General features: G+C 34.5%; 18 protein-coding genes. 6 read left to right on the plus strand and 12 right to left on the minus strand.

Going from position 1 to position 21573, the window contains the following annotated elements:
• Positions 1-110: 110 nt before the first annotated feature.
• The 5 genes from ABNX05_RS05840 (at position 111) to ABNX05_RS05860 (ending at position 4357) form a co-directional block, all read left to right on the plus strand.
• Positions 111-1040, plus strand: coding sequence for an ABC transporter permease (locus tag ABNX05_RS05840; RefSeq protein WP_079560401.1), 930 nt, complete (start codon positions 111-113; stop codon positions 1038-1040).
• A complete protein-coding gene (locus ABNX05_RS05845; RefSeq protein WP_349658884.1) occupies positions 1040-1960 on the plus strand; it encodes an ABC transporter permease in 921 nt (306 codons plus the stop codon). The genes ABNX05_RS05840 and ABNX05_RS05845 overlap by 1 nt, the downstream gene beginning before the upstream one ends.
• 14 nt (positions 1961-1974) lie before the next feature.
• On the plus strand, positions 1975-3030 hold the full coding sequence (locus ABNX05_RS05850) for an ABC transporter ATP-binding protein (RefSeq protein ID WP_349658885.1): 1056 nt from the start codon (positions 1975-1977) through the stop codon (positions 3028-3030).
• Positions 3023-3949 (plus strand): ABC transporter ATP-binding protein, encoded by a 927-nt coding sequence (locus ABNX05_RS05855; RefSeq protein ID WP_349658886.1) that lies wholly within the window; start codon positions 3023-3025, stop codon positions 3947-3949. Before ABNX05_RS05850 ends, ABNX05_RS05855 begins: the two co-directional genes overlap by 8 nt.
• Before the next feature lie 276 nt (positions 3950-4225).
• A complete protein-coding gene (locus ABNX05_RS05860; RefSeq protein WP_349658887.1) occupies positions 4226-4357 on the plus strand; it encodes a hypothetical protein in 132 nt (43 codons plus the stop codon).
• A gap of 195 nt (positions 4358-4552) precedes the next feature.
• Here ABNX05_RS05860 and ABNX05_RS05865 read toward each other — a convergent pair whose 3' ends face one another.
• The 8 genes from ABNX05_RS05865 to ABNX05_RS05900 all read right to left on the minus strand — a co-directional run bounded on the left by ABNX05_RS05865 (position 4553) and on the right by ABNX05_RS05900 (position 15592).
• Entirely contained in the window at positions 4553-6361 is a 1809-nt protein-coding gene (locus ABNX05_RS05865) for an oligopeptide ABC transporter substrate-binding protein (RefSeq protein WP_349658888.1), read from the minus strand.
• Positions 6362-6376: 15 nt separating this feature from the next.
• A complete protein-coding gene (locus ABNX05_RS05870) occupies positions 6377-7279 on the minus strand; it encodes an ABC transporter permease (protein ID WP_349658889.1) in 903 nt (300 codons plus the stop codon).
• A gap of 35 nt (positions 7280-7314) precedes the next feature.
• Complete coding sequence (gene opp4B, locus ABNX05_RS05875; protein ID WP_349658890.1) at positions 7315-8277, minus strand: oligopeptide ABC transporter permease; 963 nt, start codon at positions 8275-8277, stop codon at positions 7315-7317.
• A gap of 1 nt (position 8278) precedes the next feature.
• Positions 8279-9226, minus strand: coding sequence for an ATP-binding cassette domain-containing protein (locus ABNX05_RS05880; protein ID WP_349658891.1), 948 nt, complete (start codon positions 9224-9226; stop codon positions 8279-8281).
• The gene (locus ABNX05_RS05885) at positions 9223-10236 is read right to left on the minus strand and encodes an ABC transporter ATP-binding protein (protein ID WP_349658892.1); all 1014 of its coding nucleotides are present in this window, start codon (positions 10234-10236) and stop codon (positions 9223-9225) included. Before ABNX05_RS05885 ends, ABNX05_RS05880 begins: the two co-directional genes overlap by 4 nt.
• A 1637-nt stretch (positions 10237-11873) precedes the next feature.
• Positions 11874-13457, minus strand: a complete 1584-nt coding sequence (locus ABNX05_RS05890) for an ATP-binding cassette domain-containing protein (protein ID WP_349658893.1) — start codon at positions 13455-13457, stop codon at positions 11874-11876.
• The gene (locus ABNX05_RS05895; protein WP_349658894.1) at positions 13441-14385 is read right to left on the minus strand and encodes a S41 family peptidase; all 945 of its coding nucleotides are present in this window, start codon (positions 14383-14385) and stop codon (positions 13441-13443) included. Before ABNX05_RS05895 ends, ABNX05_RS05890 begins: the two co-directional genes overlap by 17 nt.
• Complete coding sequence (locus tag ABNX05_RS05900; protein ID WP_349658895.1) at positions 14378-15592, minus strand: radical SAM/SPASM domain-containing protein; 1215 nt, start codon at positions 15590-15592, stop codon at positions 14378-14380. The genes ABNX05_RS05895 and ABNX05_RS05900 overlap by 8 nt, the downstream gene beginning before the upstream one ends.
• A 1136-nt stretch (positions 15593-16728) precedes the next feature.
• Between ABNX05_RS05900 and ABNX05_RS05905 the strand changes: the two genes are divergently transcribed.
• A complete protein-coding gene (locus ABNX05_RS05905; protein WP_349658896.1) occupies positions 16729-18258 on the plus strand; it encodes a cardiolipin synthase in 1530 nt (509 codons plus the stop codon).
• Between the two features lie 296 nt (positions 18259-18554).
• Here ABNX05_RS05905 and pyrE read toward each other — a convergent pair whose 3' ends face one another.
• The 4 genes from pyrE to ABNX05_RS05925 are packed head-to-tail and all read right to left on the minus strand — an operon-like array spanning position 18555 to position 21572.
• Entirely contained in the window at positions 18555-19184 is a 630-nt protein-coding gene (gene pyrE / locus ABNX05_RS05910; protein WP_349658897.1) for an orotate phosphoribosyltransferase, read from the minus strand.
• 2 nt (positions 19185-19186) lie between these two features.
• Positions 19187-19891: an orotidine-5'-phosphate decarboxylase gene (gene pyrF / locus ABNX05_RS05915; RefSeq protein ID WP_349658898.1), complete on the minus strand. Its 705-nt coding sequence runs from the start codon at positions 19889-19891 to the stop codon at positions 19187-19189.
• Complete coding sequence (locus tag ABNX05_RS05920; protein ID WP_197141797.1) at positions 19888-20802, minus strand: dihydroorotate dehydrogenase; 915 nt, start codon at positions 20800-20802, stop codon at positions 19888-19890. The genes pyrF and ABNX05_RS05920 overlap by 4 nt, the downstream gene beginning before the upstream one ends.
• On the minus strand, positions 20799-21572 hold the full coding sequence (locus ABNX05_RS05925; RefSeq protein WP_349658899.1) for a dihydroorotate dehydrogenase electron transfer subunit: 774 nt from the start codon (positions 21570-21572) through the stop codon (positions 20799-20801). Before ABNX05_RS05925 ends, ABNX05_RS05920 begins: the two co-directional genes overlap by 4 nt.
• Between the last annotated feature and the right edge of the window lies 1 nt (position 21573).

The raw sequence follows: 21573 nt of genomic DNA on the forward strand, positions 1-21573 counted from the left end.
AGCTCTAAGCGGAGAGCTGCCTCGTGGCCACTTCGGCGCGAGTCAGCTCTTTTTAAAATACGAAGGCACTTATTTGTCAGATAATTGACAAGTAGAAGGAGGAGTTTTATGTGATTAAATATATTTTGAAAAGGCTGATGTATATACTTCTCGCGCTTTTCGTCATCGTAACGGCTACGTTTTTCCTATTGCGTCTCGCTCCTGGTAACCCATTTGCATCTGAACGTAATTTCCCTCCTCAAATAGAGGAAAAGTTAAACGAAACGTATGGATTAAATAACCCTTGGTATATTCAGTACAAAGATTATTTAATCGATGCGGCCACTTTTGATTTCGGTGAATCTATGAAATATAAAGCGCGTTCTACTAATGATATGATTGCAGAAGGCTTCCCAGTATCTTTAACTTTAGGGATTGAAGCTATGCTGCTAGCTATTGGATTTGGTGTATTAATCGGTGTAGTGGCAGCGCTTTATCATAATAAGTTCCCAGATTATTTGGCAACGACCTTTGCGGTGCTCGGAATTTCCGTTCCATCTTTCATTTTAGCTGGTCTCATGCAGTATTTCCTTGCATACAAACTTCAGTTATTCCCGATTAGTGGATGGAAAGGCTTTAGTTATAGTATATTGCCAGCCTTAGCTATTGCATTTTCGCATATGGGCTTTATCGCTAAACTGACACGTTCAAGTATGCTTGAACAAAACAATAGCGATTATGTAAAAATGGCTCGTGCAAAAGGTTTAGGCAAATGGACAGTCGTCTTCCGCCATACTTTACGCAACGCCCTTTTACCAGTTGTTACCCATTTAGGTCCATTAACAGCCGGTGTTGTTACAGGAAGCTTCATTGTAGAGCAAATCTTTGCGGTTCCTGGTTTAGGTAAGCACTTTGTACAAAGTATTACGAACCGTGACTATACAGTTGTTATGGGGACAACCGTGTTCTACGCAATCATTCTTTTATTTGCGGTATTCATCGTAGATATTTTATATAGTGTAATCGATCCGCGAATTAAGCTGAAAGGAGCGAAAAAGTAATGACACAACAACAAATCGAAAAAGATAAGTTTAAAATCATTGGCGGAAATCATGAAGCAACTGATAAATTAGCTGATAAATCTGTCTCCTTTTGGAAGGAAGTATTTCTTCGTTTTTCCCATAATAAAATGGCGATTTTTGGTTTAATCGCTTTAATAGGTATTGTGTTAATGGCTACCTTTGTGCCAATGTTTTCACAATACCACTATAGTGAGCAACTAGGTTCGTATAATGCTCCACCATCGGCAGAATTTTGGTTTGGTACAGATGATTTAGGTCGTGACATTTTCGTTCGAGTATGGGCTGGCGCTCGTATTTCTTTACTCATCGGTTTTGCTGCTGCCATTATTGATTTGATTATTGGCGTATTATGGGGAAGTATTTCTGGTTTAGCAGGCGGTCGTGTTGATAATATAATGATGCGTATTGCAGATGTTCTAACAGCTATACCCTACCTTTTAGTTGTTATTGTACTTTTAGTAGTATTAAAACCAGGTATTGTACCAATGATTATCGCATTATCTATTACAGGTTGGATTCAAATGGCTCGTATTGTTCGCGGTGAAGTTTTAGCTATTAAGAACCAAGAATATGTACTTGCTGCTCGTACTTTAGGTGCACGCACAGGGCATTTAATTTTAAAACATTTAGTGCCAAATGCACTTGGTGTAATTTTAGTAACAATGACATTAACAGTACCATCCGCTATTTTTACAGAGTCTTTCCTTAGTTATTTAGGGCTTGGAGTTCCTGCTCCACTTGCATCTTGGGGAACAATGGCTTCTGAAGGTAATGGTGCAATTGCAAATGCTCCTTGGCGTTTAATATTCCCTGCATTGTTCATTTCACTAACAATCTTTGCGTTTAACGCAGTTGGTGATGGCTTGCGTGATGCATTAGATCCAAAACTACGTAAATAAGGAGGTGGCCGAAAATGAGTAAAACAATTTTAGAAGTAAAAGATTTAAAAATAAACTTTAAAACGTACGCAGGACTTGTTCATGCTGTTCGTGGTGTAAACTTTGACTTAAAAGAAGGTGAAACACTAGCAATCGTTGGTGAATCCGGTTCTGGTAAGAGTGTTACGAGTAACGCATTGATGAAACTAATTCCACAGCCACCTGGTATTTATGAGTCAGGACAAATTTTATTTAACGGTCGTGATTTAGTTCCTTTAAGTGATAAAGAAATGTCAAAAGTACGCGGAAATGAAATTGCAATGATTTTCCAAGATCCAATGACAAGCTTAAACCCGACGATGAAGGTCGGACGTCAAATAACTGAAGTTATTTTACAACATAAAAAAGTATCAAGAGCTGATGCTAAAAAACGTGCAATCGAACTTTTAACGCAGGTAGGTATCCCCTTCCCTGAAAAACGTTATACTCAATATCCGCATGAATTTTCAGGCGGTATGCGCCAACGTGTTGTAATTGCCATCGCACTTGCAGCTGATCCAAAGCTTCTAATTGCCGATGAACCAACAACAGCATTAGACGTTACAATTCAAGCGCAAATTTTAGAGCTAATGAAAGAAATCCAAAAAAATTCGAAAACATCTATCATTTTCATTACTCACGATTTAGGTGTAGTTGCAAACATTGCCGACCGAGTTGCAGTTATGTATGCAGGTCAAATCGTCGAATATGGTACTGTTAATGATATTTTCTATAATCCTAAGCATCCGTATACATGGGGTCTGCTTGGTTCAATGCCAGACTTAGATAACGATAATGATGAGCTACTACGCACGATTCCTGGTTCACCACCAGATCTTACTAACCCTCCAAAGGGCGATGCGTTTGCCGCTCGTAACGAATTTGCAATGGCTATTGACTATGAGCAAGAACCACCGATGTTCCAAGTAAGTGAAACGCACTTTGCAAAAACTTGGTTGATGCATCCTGACGCACCAAAAATCCCGCTTCCTGATGCGGTTGCTAAACGTATTGAAGGATATTTAGCAAAGGAGGCACAATCAAATGACTAAATCGGGCACAAAAAAAATTCTTGAAATTAAAAATTTAAAGCAGCATTTCGGTTCAGCAGGTAACCCTATTAAAGCTGTCGATGGTATTAGCTTCGATGTATACGAAGGTGAGACACTTGGTCTTGTTGGAGAATCCGGCTGTGGTAAATCGACAACTGGTCGTTCCATTATCCGCCTGTACGACATCACAGATGGTGAAATTATTTTCGATGGTGAGAACGTCCAAGGGAAAAAATCTAAAAATGATTTAAAGAAATTTAATCGTGAAATGCAAATGATTTTCCAAGATCCATACGCTTCATTAAATCCGCGTATGACAGCTGGAGAAATTATTAGTGAAGGCTTTACGATTCACGGTCTTTACAAAGATAAAAAAGAGCGTCGTGAAAAAGTTAATCAGCTGTTAGAGGCTGTTGGCTTAAACAAAGAGCACGCAAACCGTTATGCACACGAATTCTCTGGCGGCCAACGTCAACGTATTGGAATTGCTCGTGCGCTCAGCTTAGATCCAAAGTTTATTATCGCCGATGAACCGATATCAGCACTGGACGTATCTATTCAAGCGCAAGTTGTTAACTTATTAAAGCAACTACAAAAAGAACGTGGCCTAACATATCTTTTCATTGCCCATGACTTATCAATGGTTAAGTATATCAGCGACCGTATCGCTGTTATGTACCGCGGTAAAATTATGGAAATCGGTAAAGCAGATGATATTTACAATCACCCTGTTCATCCGTATACAAAATCATTATTATCAGCAATTCCACTTCCTGACCCAATGTCAGAAAAACGTCGTCAACGTATTCCGTACAAGCATACGGAAGTTGACGATAGCGCAACATATCACGAAGTTGGCGAGCAGCATTACGTTTATGGTACTGCTGATCTTGTGAAAACTTGGGTTGCTAGTCGATAATAACCTTAACTCCTATCAACAGTAAGCACACTGTGATGGGAGTTTTTTATTGCTTCAATACCCTATCAATACTAGTATGTTATAAATCCTTTAGCTTACTATAAAGCTTGGACATATACCTTCTAAATCTATTATGAAATTCATTGTTCTTTTCAGGCATCTACCACACTTATAATTCAGAAATATTCCAATTAACAGATTTTTCAGCAAAAAACATTCCAAAATTACTATTAATATACTATAATGCAATTGCCAAACATAAAGGAGAGATTGAACATGAAAAAGAGTATTAAACTTTTCATTTCTACTTTATATCTTACGGTATTTTTAATTAGTGTTAGTACAGTATTTGCTTCTGCATTCCCAGATCCATGCCATGGTCCAAAGCCATGTATTATACGTCCATAAATTCACTTCTTCCATCTTTGTAATTCGAGACTTGTAACTTATAGATACGTATATGTTATGTGTTCACTTTTAACTTCGCCCATTGGAATTTTCCAACGATTGTTTTTTAAATTATTTTACTAAATTGATAACTATTTAGTTATGAAAAACAGTCTTTCTCATATACAAAGAAAGACTGTTTTTTCAGTAATATGCTTATTTTAATGGAGCATCTGCTGTTAATTCAATAGTTTGAAGTTCTGTTGTATTTGCGTAATCAATATTGTAATTTTTCACGCGTTTGTTGATTGGAACCATCTCCGTACGGAAGTACATTGGCATTGTCGTTGCTGTTTCGCTCATATATTCTTGCCATGTACGGAATGCTTTTGCACGGTGTTCCGGATCCATTGATTTCTCAGAATCAATGTCTTCTAACATTTTTGTTAAATCAGCAGAAACGTAACGACTCATGTTAAACTCTGCCCCCTCACTATATAAACCTGCCGGAGATGGGTTCGTACCTGTTTTCCATGCAGCCATAAACATATCGATTTCTGGATCATCAGCCTGTACTTTATCATAGAAGCTGTTGAATTCAATTAAACGACCAGTAGTTAATTCTACATTTAACCCTACTTCTTTCCAGTTTTGACGATAATATTCAGCAATCGCTTCATCTGTGTCTGAACCAGACATTGCTGCTAAACGAATCGTGAATTTTTTCCCATCTTTATCTTCTCGGATTCCGTCACCATCTGTATCTTTATACCCTGCTTTATCTAGTAATTCTTTAGCCTTTTCAGGATCATAGTGATAGCCTTCTAACGTGTCATCATAGTAAGATGCAAACACTGGTGGAATTAATGAGTTTGCTCGTACACGTAGACCTTGATAGAATTTTTCTGTAACAGATTCAATATCCATAGCGTAGCCAACCGCTTGACGTAAGTTTACATCATTCATTTTTGACTTCTCATCAAAAATATTCTTACCACTTGCTTTATCTAATTTCCCTACTTTAAACCCGAGATAAGAGTATGACAACTCTGGACGGCTTACAATCGCAATATTTGATAGGTCCTTTATATTGTCAAATTGATTTGTTGGGTAATGATCTGCAATATCATATTTACCAGTTTTCATAGCTTCACCAATTGAACTTGAAGGAACGACTTCGATCACCACTTTATCTAACTTTGGCTTACCTTTAAAGTAATGTTCATTCGCTACAAGCTGAACGGACTCTCCATTTACAATTTTATCAATTTTAAATGCGCCAAGAGTTACAGGATTTTTACGAACTGCATCTGAAGCAATTAGGGCATCTTTAACAGGAATTGACTCTAGCTGATGCTTCGGTGCTGCATAACCCCATAACCCATCCCCAACTGAATAAATAGCTGGTGATACTTTCTTGAACGTAATTTCAATTGATTTTTCGTCGATTTTTTTAATACCCGAAATTGACTTTGCTTTTCCATCATGATATTCTTCTGCGCCAATAATATTTTTGAAGTCGTCGTTATAACGTACTCCATCGTAATCAGGATGACCAATAATTTCGTATGGGAAAATTAAGTCTTCAGCTGTCAAAGGTTTACCATCAGACCACTTTACGTCGCCTTGAATAGTAATCTTCGCCTTCTTATTGTCCTTATCAACTTCTAATTTTGCAATACCTGTATCTTTTACTCGGAAATCCCCATCCAATTCAAAAATTTCATTTTTTGCATAATCCAAGATTGAACTATCGTAAGCATCATCAGATAACTCTGGAATGAAAACTCCTTTAAAAGGAGTGTCCGTTACAAGCGCCACTTTTAACGTACCACCTTTAATAGGGTCACCTTCATTTGTTACTTCCATTGGAAATGAAGCTGTATCTTCTTTATTAGGTTCTGTTTGTGTCGGTTTGTCTTTGCCATTATCCGTTTTAGTTGCCTCTTTACCATCGTTATTGCAGGCTGCTAAAACAAACATCACTGTAAAGATAACAGATAGTAATAACCAATTTTTTTTCATAGTATATCCTCCCCTTTATCCAATTCTTTGTTTTGCGTCAGCTGCACGACGAAGTGCTTGACCGACGTAATTTATACCAAGCATCAAGATTAGAATTAATATTGATGCGGGCAACCATACCCACCATTTTTCTGATAAAACGATTGGATTTCTCGCATAGTTTACAAGAGTACCCAAACTCGGAGTCGATGGCGGCAAACCAAACCCTAAGAAGGACAATCCTGTTTCGATCCCGACGTTACCAGCAAAGTTTAACGTTAATTCAACGATTAAAATAGAACTTAAATTTGGTAAAATACCTCTAAACATAATAGCGAAATCACTTGTCCCCATTGTTTTAGAAGCATTTACATAATCTCTTCGCCCCTCCGATAGTGCTTTACTTCGGACTAAACGTGCGGTACTCATCCATTGAAATAAACTTATGATTAAAATCAATTCAAGAACACCATATTTTGGAATTATGGTAACAAAAACAATGATGACCATCAGATTAGGTAATGTCATAAAGAATTCAGTGATTCGCATAAACAAATTATCAATTAATCCACCGTAATACCCCATGATAATACCCAGACCTATTCCTGCGACACTAGTAATGATCGTAATTGCAAATGCTATTAAAATAGAATTTTTTGCACCTATTACTAGCTGCCCTAGCATATCACGACCTGCTTCATCTGTTCCTAGTGTATAACCATTTACACCAGGTTCAGTGTAGCGCTCTAACAGTTTAATCTTTAAAATTTCTTCTTGATTTAAAAACATGGCAGCGACTAAAAATGCAATGATTAGAAAAGTTATCCCGAAAAAGGATATCATTGCTAATTTATCTTTTTTAAACTCTCGTAAAACGACTTGTATCCCCGTCGGTGGAGAGTTATCAAACTTGACTGTTTCATTATTGTGTTGTTCCATTTGAATTCACCTCTCCTTAAACATTATTTTAGTCGTTAGTCTATGCGGATACGTGGATCAACAATGCTCATAATAATATCAGACAATAGACTACCTAATAATGTTAAGAAGCCATAAAGCATAACTAGTGCCGTAATAACACTATAATCTCGACTCATGATTGAATTGATAAACAACTGACCCATTCCTGGGAAACCAAAAATTGTTTCAATGAAAATAGAGCCACCTAATAAACCTGTAATTGTAAACCCTAAAAAGGCTGCGATTGGTAGTAAGGAATTACGGAAAATATGTCTAGTGTAGACTTTTCTCATTGGGATACCTTTGCTTCGAGCCGTTTTCACATAATCCTGTGTTTTTGCATCTATTATTTCTGAGCGTAAATATTGAATAATGGCTGTTGTACCCAAAATAGCATACGTAATAGCAGGTAAAAGTATATGATAGATTTTACTCCAATAATAAGCCATTGTACCCGGTTCAAGTCCCACATCCACAGTTCCGCTAGTCGGGAACCACATGAGTCTGTATCCGAAAATAAATACGAAAATGAGCGATAATACAAATGTTGGTATTGCATAACTTATAAAACTATATAGGGTGATAGATTTATCTAAAAATGATTCTTGGTAGCGACCTGCCAACACCCCTAATGGAATCGCAATCAAATATACAAAAATTGCACTGAGTAATGAAAGCCAGAATGTATTTAATCCGCGCTCACCAATAAGTGTGGAAACTGCAATTTTATATGTATAGCTTTTTCCGAAATCACCTTGAAAAGCGTTTGCGATCCAGTGGTAATATTGAACATACCAAGGGTCATAGAAACCTGCTTGTTGACGAAGCTCCTCAAGCCTTGAAGGGTCTGTCTCTGGTGTAATAAGCCCCGTAAATGGATCTCCTGGCATTTGTTTTGCCAATATGAAGATAAAAAGACTTAATACAAACATCTGAGGAATCATCAATAACGCACGTCTAACTATTGTTTTCCACATCTTATATACCCCCCCGTTCAATGTCGGACATCGCCACTTTATGCGTATCCGAAATAGATTTTAATGGGTATACTTTGCCATGCTCGTCATAATATTTATGCTGTTCCTGTTGATAATTGGCCTCGACATTTTGACGTATTATTTTACGCTCTAAACGTGTTTCGGGCTCAATATTAGGAATAGCTGATAACAGGCGCTTTGTATAAATATGTTGTGGATTCGTGTATATATCCTTTCGAGTGCCTGTTTCCACAAAGCGTCCTTTGTACATGATAGCTACGTGATCACACATATGCTTCACGACACCTAGGTCATGCGAAATAAATAAATAACTAAGTCCAAATTCACTCTGAATGTCTTTCATAAAATTCAGTACTTGTGCTTGTACAGATAAATCTAGTGCAGATACTGGTTCATCAGCAATAATCATTTTCGGATTACAAGCAACCGCACGAGCGATTCCAAGACGTTGCTTTTGACCACCTGAAAATTCATGTGGGTACTTTAACAATACATCTTCAGACATTCCTACTATCGCTAGTAACTCTTTTATGCGCTTACGTTCCTCTTGATCACTAAGCCTCATAAAATTACGAATAGGCTCTGCTAAAATTTCTAAAACACGCTTTCGAGGATTCATACTCGAATGAGAATCTTGGAAAATCATTTGAATATCTTTGTTGTAAGCTGAATTACGGTTTCTGCGCTTGTTTGTAACATTCTCACCTTCATAAAAAATTTGACCCGACGTGATTCTTTCTAGACCTATAATGGCCTTACCTGTTGTCGATTTTCCAGAACCGGATTCTCCTACTAAACCGTATGTTTTCCCTTTTTCAAATTCCATTGTGACGCCATCAACCGCATAGACCCTATCGACTACTGTATTAAAAAAGCCACCTCGAATTGGGTAATGAACATTTAAATCACTAATTTGCATAAAGCTCATACAGTTCCACTTCCTTCTCCACCCTCTAATCGAAAGTGTTTCCAGCAGGTACATCTAACAAAATGTCCTGGTGCAATTTCATGTAATTGTGGTTTTCTTTCGTGTGCAGATGCATCAATCCAGGGTATTCGAGCTGAAAATCGGCAACCTTCCCGTGGTAAATTCACCAGCGATGGCACCATACCTCGAATAACTTCAAGTCTTTCATTTTCAGTATGTGTTTGTGGAATAGAATTCAATAACGAACGAGTATACGGATGTTTAGCGTTCGTAAATAATTCTTGAACAGGTGCTTCTTCTACTACTTCACCTGCATACATTACTGCAACTCGATCAGCCATTTCTGCCACGACGCCTAAATCATGCGTAATTAAGATAATACCTGTTTCGGTTTCTAACTGTAATGCTTTTAGTAAATCAAGTATTTGAGCTTGGATCGTTACATCTAATGCTGTTGTTGGTTCATCGGCAATTAAAATAGATGGTTTACACGACAATGCGATGGCAATCATGACACGCTGTCTCATCCCCCCGGACAATTGATGAGGGAATTGCCTTGCTACACGCTCTGGTTTAGCAATGCCTACTTGATTCAATAATTCTAATACTCTCTCCTCACGCTGTTGCTTTGATAGTTTTGTATGATACATTAGTCCCTCTTCAATTTGTTCTCCAATCCGCATTAATGGATTAAGGGCTGAAAGGGGATCCTGAAAAATAAAACCAATATCATTACCACGTAAACTATTAAATTGTTCGTCATTCAGATTCGTTAAATTCTGATTGTTATAAAGGATCTCACCATTAACTTTTGTATTAACAGGATTGTACAAGCCTACAATGGTAGTCGCTAATGTACTTTTACCACAACCCGATTCCCCAACGATTGCTAATACTTCATTCTTTTTAAGCGAAAGTGAGACATCATCTACAGCAGCGTGGTAAGTTTCTTTAATACGGAAACTTGTAGTGAGATTTCTAATTGTTAATAGGTCATTTGCTGTATTCAAACAATCTCCCCCTCCTATATTCAATATTTTGAAAAATGTTTTTACAACGCTATGAAATTTATTTCAGAATTATATTTTATTGAAAGATTTATTAACACCTCCAATAATATTCAGTTAACACATTTACCATTTTTTTACTTTTCCACACATTCAATCCTATGATTGAATTATCTGAAAATTAACTGTGATATTATTTTATATGGAAATAATACATAAAACAAGTGTATTTTTCTAAATATTACAAAGATACAAACAAATCAACTCCATACATCTTTACAAAATAATTTAATAAACTTAACTTTTTCTTTACTTAATTGTTTGCCCTTTTTTTAACCTTATACCTATCCTCTTCTGTTTTTGTTATTTAAATATAATATTTTCAGATTGATCCTGTTTACTTTATTACTAAAATATCATGTGAATTCCGAGATTACATTTAACATAACAGTTAATAATTACTATTTCTTATATAAAAAAGTATATGTAATTTCTAACTATTTGTTTTTTACAAATAGTTTTCTCGTTTAAAGTGTTAAAAATCAAACAACCATTTCAATATATTAAAAAAGCGTTTTTTTGTATTTCTTTTTACCTAACCATTTACGTACATCTTGATTATATTCTTATCTAAAAAATAATTAGCATTTAAAATAGTATATGTGAAAGCAACGGTAATATATTCTAAAAATTATAAATAAAAGACTATTTAAAATAGATTAATCATAAATTTAAAAGGAAGTATTTAGTGATTAATATTACATTAGAAGGTAAATGTTAATTTTATTACGTACATTCATTCCTGCTTGAATAAAGATGTACAAAAATACCTTCCATTTCACACTATTACTGAGGTGTTAGTATACATATTCAATTAGAGATTGAGACAGAATTTTAAATTATGGTCTTTCAGATTTAGCAAATTTTAAACAAGTAATGGAGCATTTAAATATGAATATTAACAAAAGTAAATTAGCAATGGACATAAGAGTGCAATAAATATCTAAAGGGCTTTATACCTGTAATCGCCCAATGAGAGGCACTTAAGTGGAGTAAAGAAAAAATATTACATAATGGAACTAGTGTGACAAGGATAAAACGCCAACAGGAACAGAAAGTGAATTACTAAAAAGGGAAAAAATCAACAAAATATATCCAAGAAACACTTTTCCTAAACAGATATAATACCGTCGCTGTTCATCAAAAATCAACAACGAATTAATTCTGATTCTGTACTAGTACTAATATCGCCAATTCAAAAGAATTTGGAGTAAATAGCAAAAATGTTGCTTACACTGCATATTAATTCGTGAAAATAAAAATGAGACTGGGACAACAAAGGCAAATAATCTCTAAATTAACAAAACACGACAAATAAAAAAACGAACTATTCCGAAACACTTCATGAGCGTTTTATTGGATAGTTCGGTATTTTTGTTGGTTGAAACTCTTTGTCCCAGCTATAATTTTTTTTGCTTGGAGTGTTTTATTGAAGTCCTTGGAAAATAAGATTATTCGAATATCAATATTGGATCATACCAAGGAAAAGCTGAAAAAATTCGCCGGAGGGAACGTTGGGCTTATACAGAAACTATCCACTCAAAAGGGAAAGAATACTTGAAAACATCAAACCTAATCATTCAATTCCTATTGGGAGATATATTAATTGTTTTGTTACAATACTTCTCGTTATATAAGTCATGCGATATAATAAAGACTATTTTTTCTTTATAATCATTTAATAATGTTTTATAAATTAACTCTTGACTTTCCTTATCAATATTACTTGTTACTTCATCCAAGATAATAACATCAAAATCTTCTACTAATAGCCTAGAAAGCATTATCCTTTGTTTTTCTCCACCTGACAAATTTGTTCCATACTCATAGATTTTCATATCTAACGATTTACCATTTGTAAGAATAGATTTTAGCAATTTCGAATTTTGTATTTTACTCCAATCAATATTAGAATCTTTCTTCCCAAATAGAATATTTTCTTTCATACTAAAAGGCAGGATTGCTGTATCCTGAGAGAGGTAAAAAATTTTATCCCTCAAACTATAATTCTCTATTTTATTAATAGGTAAACCATTAATAAAAATTCCCTCAGATTCTCTAAATTTCAATAACAATTTCATTAAAGAACTTTTTCCAGCCCCAGAAGCACCTTTTACAAAAACAATATCTCCTTTTACATAATCACCTTTAATATTATATACAAATGTTTTTTTACCTATATTTGACTTAACAGAATGAAAAGATATAGATTTTATTTGATTTAATTTTTCACTACCATCTTGTTCTTTTTCCGCTAAAAGTTCTTCTATTATAAATTCTTTAGAAACTTGAATATCTCTAAATTCTAAGTTCACATTTGTAAATCCTTGTAATGCTGTGAAGAAAATGGGTAGTAAAATACTTACTATTATTAAATCATTAACAGATGTTTGATTTGTATAAATCATAAAAGCTAAGATGAAAAATAACAAGTTTTGCACAAAATTATTAATTAACTTGATTATAAGACTGCTGCTTTGCCCGAACTTATTAACCTTGGCTCTTGTATGATAAATCTTTTCTAAAGACGGTTCAATCAAATTATTAATGCGATTTATATTACGTTCTTGTTTTACCATATCAACATTTTTAAAAATGGATACTAGCTCTTTATATCCTTGCGCTGTTTCCTTTTGCATTATCATACTCTTTTTATGCAATTCTTTATTTATTGCTTTAAAACCTAAATAATTTAATGGTATTAAAAGTAGTAGTAGAATCCCCAACATCAAATTTATTTTAAATATAAGAAAAAGAGCAATAATAATAATAATATTATTACTTATAATTCCCACCAAACTATTAGAAATAAACATGTAAAAAAAATCTATAGATTGTCCTATTCTTTCGATTAAATAAGTAGGTTCTTTAGATAAAATAGAATCGTATTTCATTTTATGCAATTCACCGTAAAGATTTTTTGCATAATTAGAATTGAATTTTTTAGCAAAATTCTCTCTTATAATTACCATGAATATTTGAATAGTATATGTTATTATCATGAATACAATTATCCATAGTAACGTTTGATAATTCAGTTGATAATTCTTTTTGAACACATTAGATAATAGTAAAGGTACAGAAACTGTCAATAAAGCCGTGAAGATTGTCAAAAAGAGAGTAACTATAACAAATCCTATGTTATCTTTAATCAAATTTTTCACTTATCAAACCTAGCTCCTTTAACTTTTTTTTGATTTTTATATTTCCGAAATCGAAATTAGGTTCTATTTTTGGACTTTTATCTAAATAATTATTAAACTTGTATTTAAATTGTGGAACTTTAATAAAATATTCTTCGCAAGAAAATATATTTGTTACAATATCTTTTCCACCTGTTTGTTCCCCTATTAAAACAGTATTAGGGAATTCAGTAATTAATGATTTAATAATTACCTCAGCAGAGCTTATTGTAAATTCATTAAAAATAATAACCAAATTTTTAAAATTTATTTTTTTATTTTGTTTAGAAGTTACTTTATATTCTGAATTTTTACCTTCCAAAAAAGTAATTGCATGCCCTTTTCTAATAAAATACTCTAAAAATCTTATTGCATTTGTAAAAGAGCCACCTTGATTATCTCTTACATCCAAGACGAATAAATCAACTGAATCTATTTTGTTAAATAAATCATTTATATAACTTATATCGTTTAAATCATGAAATTTAACTACAAGATCATTTCCATATAATTTAATGTTATTAATTATTTGATCTTCCTTAATAATAGGATTTTTTAATCTAATATTTTTTCTATTCATACTTTTATCTTCTATAACAATATCATAAAAATTTTTTTGAGAAATAAGTTCATACAATATATTATTACTTTTATTGATTGAAAGAATTCTTGAACCTTCCACTAATTCTCTATAATTTGAATGGTTTTTAATAATATAAACTTCTGTGTCTTCTACTCTATAATCAATCGCCAATAAGTCTAAAAAATTCCAAAAAAAATTATTGTTTTCAGATATTTTCAAGTATTTATCATTTTGGATAAATATATTTTGAATAGGGTCATTATTTTCAGAATAGCGATATTTATATAAATAATATTTCTCCAAAATACTTCTAATTGTATCATGCATATTTTATTAATAAATTTTCAAGTTTATTCATCGCTATTCTTTTTTGAAAATCACATAATACTTCGTTACTTACATTTATATCACCAAAAAAATTATCTGAGATGGCACTGCACCCACCACCACATAAATATTTAATACTACAAGTTTCACAACCTTTAATGTTTAATACAGTTCTATTTTGGAATTGAGCAGTAATTGTAGAATTTTTCAATTTTTTAAGCCAATCTGTTTCTTTTATATTAGCAATCTTATATTTAGGATTTATTAGAGTTTGACAAGGATAAATAGAACCATCAGAATCAATAGCGATTATTTTATACGACGCACCACAAAGACTACTATTCAAAGTACAATCTTCATTATCTAATGGAAAACAATTCAAATCTGGTGTATAAGCCATTTCATCAACCTTATTCGGAATAAAAGGTACTAAAATGTGATTCATTCCTAATACATTTTCCGCGTACACCTTCACCTCTCTCCAGTCATTTTCATTGTTATTTGAAGATACCGAGCGTACTGAAAATTTTTGTTTATGTTCCAGTGGGATATTCTGTAAGTTACTTAAAAGAAGTGAAGTATTTAATCCCTCTCTTAGATTATTTTTTTCATTTAACGTATCTAGACTAATAATAAATTTGTCTACATAATTTAATAACCCCATTCTTTTATTAAGTAGCATACCGTTAGATAAAATTTCTATATGCAAATTTAACGATTTAGCATATTCACATATTTGTTCAATATCTCTTCTTAAGAGAATTTCTCCACCTGTAAAATTAATTACTTTTACCCCTATTTCAGCAAGATTAAACAAAATTTCTTTTACTTCATTTGTAGTTAATAAATCCTGTTTATTAAGGTTGTTTTTGTTATAACAATATGAACACTTTAAATTACACCTTTGAGTAACATGAAAATATACAACATTAATTCCTACGTTATTATCTCTCTTATTAAGAATTTTAATATACTTGTTCTCTTCATATTCTTGTTGATTTTTAATTATAATTCCATTCTTAATTAAAATATTTACTTCTCCCTCACTTAAAAAGGATAATTTAGTACTATCAATTTGTTCATTTTGATTATTAAATAATGTTTCATAAGTTTTTTTATTAATTATTAAAGCCTTATTAAACTCTGAATTATAAATTAAAAAATCTTGATTTTTATTTACTACTAATAAATCATTGGACAATTTCACACAGATTCTCTCCCTCTAAAAATATTTATTATATTAATTGATTGGACTCATCAAGAGTAAGTTACACAGAAATTTCTATTTTAAGTCATACATCACTTTTAAAACCCTAAAATTTTCTAACTAAATTCCCTTAATAAATAATAATTACTACTATTGAATAAATAGTAGTAATTATTATTTTTATATTTATTCTTCATTAACCATTTAAGTGGGATGTTTATAATTATTCTTGCACAACTTCCTCAGGCTATTCTTTCACTTTTGTCATTTACTTCCACTTTACTAAAATTTCATTTTATCATCCACCACCTTTACCTGTTAACATGCCACATCCGCAAGCACATGCTTCTAACTCTTGCATAACTTCTTCTGGTAATTCTTTTACATTGGCCATATTTCTCCACCTCCTAGCACAAATAAATTAACAACACTCAAAATTCCGAAAATACCAAATGTTGTTATTATTGGCATTATAGCATTTAAAATTTCAAAAATACGAGATATGGATAATGTTCATAAATTGTTCTTTAACATCATTATCATACTATTAACATTATTAAGAACCTTAAAATCAATAATATTGAAATTAAAATAAATCTAACATTGAATTAAAGTATGATTTTACTACTACATAATTTATCTATAAAAATACCTTTAAACGAATCATTAATCTCGTCCAAATGTATTGAAGAATGTCATCATTGATTTTGGTAGGAATATTTAAATTCTTTGGCAATCATTTGTCTTAACTTCTGAAACTTTTTCCGCTTTTAAAGGAGGCCCCTCTGATGAGCCAATTTCATGTTATTTAACTTACCAAATATCAGTATGTTGCAAACTTTTGGGCACCATAAAAAAGAAAGGGGGTCTTTGTACAAGCACAAATCCGATTACGGACACCTAATTAAACCAAGGCATAATTGAGCTAAAAGATTCAGAATGATCAATATAATTTTTTTTTGATATTGCAGTAGTGGAGGCATTTTAAATTAGCAATATTGATTTCTCATTACCAACAATAAAAGAGTGCAGAAATGTCTATATTGTAAAAAAAAAGAATACATTTTATCATAAAGCTATTAAAGTACAACTTTCTCTTGATTATATGTAAGAAAGAATAGGTGAAATGTATACATATGAAAAATCGCGTTGTCCAATTGCTATTTGTATTTACAATAGCAGCAATTATGCTCATATTTTTAAATAAGTCCATTATTCCCTTATCTACCTTAATCGGCTTACTTTGGCCTATCACACTTATCGGGATTGCCTTCATTATTTTTATTGAAAATCGTTCCCCGCAAAGTACATTGGCTTGGTTTTTAGTATTAACCATTCTCCCTGTTATCGGTTTACTTCTGTACTTACTATTCGGAAGAAGTCGCTGGAGAAGAAAGAAACATTTATCTCGTTCAGAAGAAAAAAGAAAGTTATTCCGTGAACTTTTAGCAGGAAGAAGTTTTAATTTAGAACCCTCTTGCCCTTTAAATGAACGATCCACCTATTTAGCACAAGTTATCCAAAAATTTGGCGGCGGTCCTCTTGCTAATGAGACAGCAACAAAACTCTTAACAAACGGAGATGAAACATTTACTGAAATCCTACAAACGATTGAAAATGCTACACATCATATTCATATTCAATACTATATTTATCGATCAGATGAAATCGGCACTTCAATTCGAGATGCCTTAATAAGAAAAGCAAAATCTGGTGTGATCATACGCTTTCTTTACGATGGACTTGGAAGTAGTAAATTACGTAGGAGTTTCTTACAACCAATGAAAGAAGCAGGAATTGAAGTAGTCGAGTTTGATTCTATTCTTTCACCTTGGCTATTAGAAACCGTCAATTATCGTAACCACCGTAAAATTGTTATTGTAGATGGGGCAATTGGGTTTACAGGTGGACTCAATGTCGGGGATGAATATCTTGGTCGTTCGAAGAAGTTTCCTATTTGGCGTGATAGCCATTTAAAAATAGAAGGAAAAGCATTATATAAACTACAGTCCATTTTCTTAGAAGATTATCTCTATGCCACTAGTAGTTTAAATACTGAGTCTTGGAATCAATTTATGGATAACTCATACTTTCCAAGTCAAGGAACTCATCAGGCAGAAGGTGCCGTACAAATCGTTGCAAGTGGACCTAGCTCAGAAGATACAAGTATTCGGAATGCTTTATTGAAAATTATGGGCTCTGCAAAAAAATCCATTTGGATTGCTACTCCATACTTCATTCCTGATCAGGAAACATTAACATTACTACGTTTGAGCGCACTTTCTGGCGTAGATGTCCGTATTTTATATCCCGGGAAAGGCGATAGTATCATTAGTGATCAAGCATCCCAATCATACTTTACACCACTTTTAAAAGCAGGTGTCTCCATTTACCGCGTTAAAGATGCTTTTATGCATGCTAAGATTGTACTTGTTGATGATGAAGTTGCAACAATTGGTACAGCAAATATGGATATTCGTAGTTTTGAGCTAAATTATGAACTCATTGCAGTCTTATATGAATCTAACACGGTTCTAGATATTAAAAATGATTTTGAACAAGACTTTAAAGACTCCATAGAAACTACATGGGCAACATTTCAAAAGCGAAGTATTCAAAAACGCATGCTCGAATCTCTTATGCGACTCATTTCTCCGCTACTGTAAATTTAAAAGGATTCACACACAGTTTTGTGTATGAATCCTATTTTGCTCTTTGGACGGTGGATGTCGATAAAAATGAAAAGTTGGGTGATAAACTTCAAAATTTGGTCGATAATTCTTGAAAGTGTTTCGATAAAACTAAATTAATGATCAACATCAACAATGCGCCGAACCTAACGGAAATCAACCCCTCGTTTTGATCAAGGACTAACTTTATTTAACAGGACACCTTAATTTCAATAGCGTTTCAACAAATGAAAGGGTGGTATGAATAAATTATCATACCACCCTTTTTTTCATTAAAGCTCGCCTGCTTTTAACTTTCCATGCCAGTCTTTTAAGAATGGAATGTCGTCTTCTTGAATAGCACCTGATTCATTTGCTGCTTCAATTAAATAATCGAAATTTGTTAGCGATACATATTGAATGCCTGCCTCTTCAAATGCTTGTTCAGCACGTGGAAGATTGTATGTGTAGACACATACAACGCCTAGTACTTCACAGCCTGCTGCGCGTAAGGCTTCTACTGCTGTGATCGATGAGCCGCCTGTAGAAACGATATCTTCTACTACTACGACTTTTTGACCTGCTACGTATTTTCCTTCGATTTGGTTACCACGGCCATGCTCTTTTGCTTTAGAGCGTACATAAACCATTGGCAAACCTAAAATATCACTTACCCAAGCGGCATGTGGAATGCCTGCTGTTGCTGTACCTGCTACGATTTCTGTTGGTCCAAAGTTTTCTTTAATAAGAGATGCTAGACCGTTTGCTAATTGCTTACGAATTACAGGGTCAGAAATTGTTAGGCGTGTGTCACAGTAAATTGGGGATTTGATGCCTGATGCCCATGTGAATAGTTCTGTTGGATTTAGTTCGACTGCGCCTACTTTTAACATAGCGTGTGCGATTTCATTTTGTAATGTCATATTTATGCCTCCCATAATTCACTTACGATTTTATATGCTGCTACTGGATCTTGTGCACCTGTAACGGCGCGTCCAACGACGATTAACGAAGAACCGTCACGTTTTGCGCCGTCTGGTGTTGCGATGCGTTTTTGATCGTGTGCGTCGCCACCTGCTAATCGAATACCAGGTGTCACACGTAAGAAATCTTCACCGCACACTTCAGCAATCGCTTTTGCTTCATGTACGGAGCAGACAACACCATTTAAGCCAGCCTGTTTGGTTAAGCTTGCGTAATGTAATACAGATTCCTGTAGAGATAAAGCAATTTTTTGCTCTGCTTGCATTTGCTCTTCTGTTGTTGAAGTCAGCTGTGTTACGGCAATTAATGCCGCACGTTCACGCCCTGCAGGAGTACCCGCTTCAAGCCCTTCAAGTGCTGCCTCCATCATCGGACGTCCGCCTGCCGCATGAACGTTGACTAAATCTACACCTAATTTTGCTAGACCTTTCATAGCAGAGCCCACTGTATTAGGAATATCGTGTAGCTTTAAATCAAGGAAAATATCATGACCTAGATCTTTTACTTTTCGGACAATATCTGGACCTTCCTGCAAATATAATTCCATACCAATTTTCACGAAGAGAGGCTCATTAAAATGCTTTAGAAAGTTGACTACTTCTGTATCTCCAGGGAAATCTAGTGCAAGTATTGGTTTTGTATTCATGAACGGTGGCTCCTTCCGATAATTTCTGAAATATGCTCTACTCCTAATTGATCGAGCTTTGCTGGTAGTTCATCAATTATAGTTGGACAAACGAAGTGATCTACAAAGTTTGCTGTTCCTACAGCAACTGCAGATGCACCAGCCGACATAAAGTCTATAACATCCTGCGCTTCTGACACTCCACCCATCCCAATTATCGGAATATTGACAGCCTTATACACCTCATAGACCATACGAATCGCCACTGGCTTTACGGCAGGACCTGATAAGCCGCCTGTCCCATTGGCAATCACTGGCTTACCTGTACGCTCGTCTAGACGCATACCGATTAGTGTATTGATCATTGTAATGCCATCTGCACCGCCCGCTTCAACAGCTTGTGCAATTTCTACGATATTCGTTACGTTAGGAGACAATTTCACGTATACAGGCACTTCGGAAACAGCTTTTACAGCTGCCACTAGCTCACGTGCAGTTGCAGGGTCTGTACCAAATTGAATACCACCACATTTAACGTTTGGGCAAGAAATGTTAAGCTCTAATGCTTTCACATTAGATGCAGTAGAAATGCGTTGCGCTACTTCTACGTAGTCAGCTGTCTCTGTACCAGCAACATTTGCAATAATTGGCACATCATATGCTTCTAGAAACTTTAATTCTTCGTTCATTACTTTTTCGATGCCGGGATTTTGTAAACCAATGGCATTCAACATCCCTGCCGCTGTTTCTGCGACACGTGGAGTTGGATTGCCAGGACGTGTTTCCACAGTCGTAGCTTTAATCATAATAGCGCCAAGCTTTGATAAATCATAAAGCTGTGCATATTCACGTCCAAAGCCAAAGCAGCCGGAAGCTGGCATTATTGGATTTTTTAAATCTAAACCTGGTAATTGAATGTTTAAACGACTCATAATGCCACCGTACCTTTCGGGAAAACTGGACCGTCAGAGCATACTTTGACATAGTCTTTTGCTACTTGATCTGTTGTTTTACATACACATGCGAAACAAGCACCTATACCGCAGCCCATACGCTCTTCAAATGATAAATAACCTTCTTTTTCTGGATAGAAGCCTTCAAGTGCTTTTAACATCGGTAGAGGACCGCAAGAATAAAAGACATCGAACTCTGGTGCTCGAGATTCTAAAACATTTGTCACAAAGCCTTTTGTTCCTTTAGAGCCGTCAACCGTTACATAATGCGTTTCTCCAAGGGCACTGAATTCTTCCTCATAGAAGCATACATCTTCCGTTTGAAAGCCAAGGACATGAATTGTTTTTACACCACGTGCGTTCAATTGCTTGGAAAGCTCGTGTAATGGAGGTACTCCGATGCCTCCACCAACTAGTAGAGCTGTGCCTCCCTCTTTTACTGCTTCTACTGGGAACCCATTACCGATCGGACCAAGGACATTGACAAGCTGCCCTTCACGATTTGTCGCTAACACTTTAGTTCCGCGACCTTCCGCGCGATAAATCATTGTAAATTCGTTGTTGTCTTTATCTATGTTTGCAATACTAATTGGTCGACGTAAAAGCGGCTCCATTGAATCTGACACCTTTACATGGACAAACTGGCCAGGTGTCATATCCTGAACCAGTTCTCCACGAAGTGTCAATTCGAAAATGTTTGTCGCGATTTGCTTTTGAGAGACGACCGTCATTTTCTCTTGACGAATCATA

This window comes from Lysinibacillus zambalensis, assembly GCF_040183165.1.
GTDB classification, from domain to species: Bacteria; Bacillota; Bacilli; order Bacillales_A; family Planococcaceae; genus Lysinibacillus; species Lysinibacillus zambalensis.

What these genes read in the sequence shown, in the direction of transcription:
- ABNX05_RS05845 (WP_349658884.1), top strand. Translation starts at nt 1,040, where the DNA reads ATGACACAACAACAAATCGAAAAAGATAAGTTTAAAATCATTGGCGGA.
- ABNX05_RS05850 (WP_349658885.1), top strand. Translation starts at nt 1,975, where the DNA reads ATGAGTAAAACAATTTTAGAAGTAAAAGATTTAAAAATAAACTTTAAA.
- ABNX05_RS05855 (WP_349658886.1), top strand. Translation starts at nt 3,023, where the DNA reads ATGACTAAATCGGGCACAAAAAAAATTCTTGAAATTAAAAATTTAAAG.
- ABNX05_RS05860 (WP_349658887.1), top strand. Translation starts at nt 4,226, where the DNA reads ATGAAAAAGAGTATTAAACTTTTCATTTCTACTTTATATCTTACGGTA.
- ABNX05_RS05865 (WP_349658888.1), bottom strand. Translation starts at nt 6,361, where the DNA reads ATGAAAAAAAATTGGTTATTACTATCTGTTATCTTTACAGTGATGTTT.
- ABNX05_RS05870 (WP_349658889.1), bottom strand. Translation starts at nt 7,279, where the DNA reads ATGGAACAACACAATAATGAAACAGTCAAGTTTGATAACTCTCCACCG.
- opp4B (WP_349658890.1), bottom strand. Translation starts at nt 8,277, where the DNA reads ATGTGGAAAACAATAGTTAGACGTGCGTTATTGATGATTCCTCAGATG.
- ABNX05_RS05880 (WP_349658891.1), bottom strand. Translation starts at nt 9,226, where the DNA reads ATGAGCTTTATGCAAATTAGTGATTTAAATGTTCATTACCCAATTCGA.
- ABNX05_RS05895 (WP_349658894.1), bottom strand. Translation starts at nt 14,385, where the DNA reads ATGCATGATACAATTAGAAGTATTTTGGAGAAATATTATTTATATAAA.
- ABNX05_RS05905 (WP_349658896.1), top strand. Translation starts at nt 16,729, where the DNA reads ATGAAAAATCGCGTTGTCCAATTGCTATTTGTATTTACAATAGCAGCA.
- pyrE (WP_349658897.1), bottom strand. Translation starts at nt 19,184, where the DNA reads ATGACATTACAAAATGAAATCGCACACGCTATGTTAAAAGTAGGCGCA.
- pyrF (WP_349658898.1), bottom strand. Translation starts at nt 19,891, where the DNA reads ATGAATACAAAACCAATACTTGCACTAGATTTCCCTGGAGATACAGAA.
- ABNX05_RS05920 (WP_197141797.1), bottom strand. Translation starts at nt 20,802, where the DNA reads ATGAGTCGTTTAAACATTCAATTACCAGGTTTAGATTTAAAAAATCCA.
- ABNX05_RS05925 (WP_349658899.1), bottom strand. Translation starts at nt 21,572, where the DNA reads ATGATTCGTCAAGAGAAAATGACGGTCGTCTCTCAAAAGCAAATCGCG.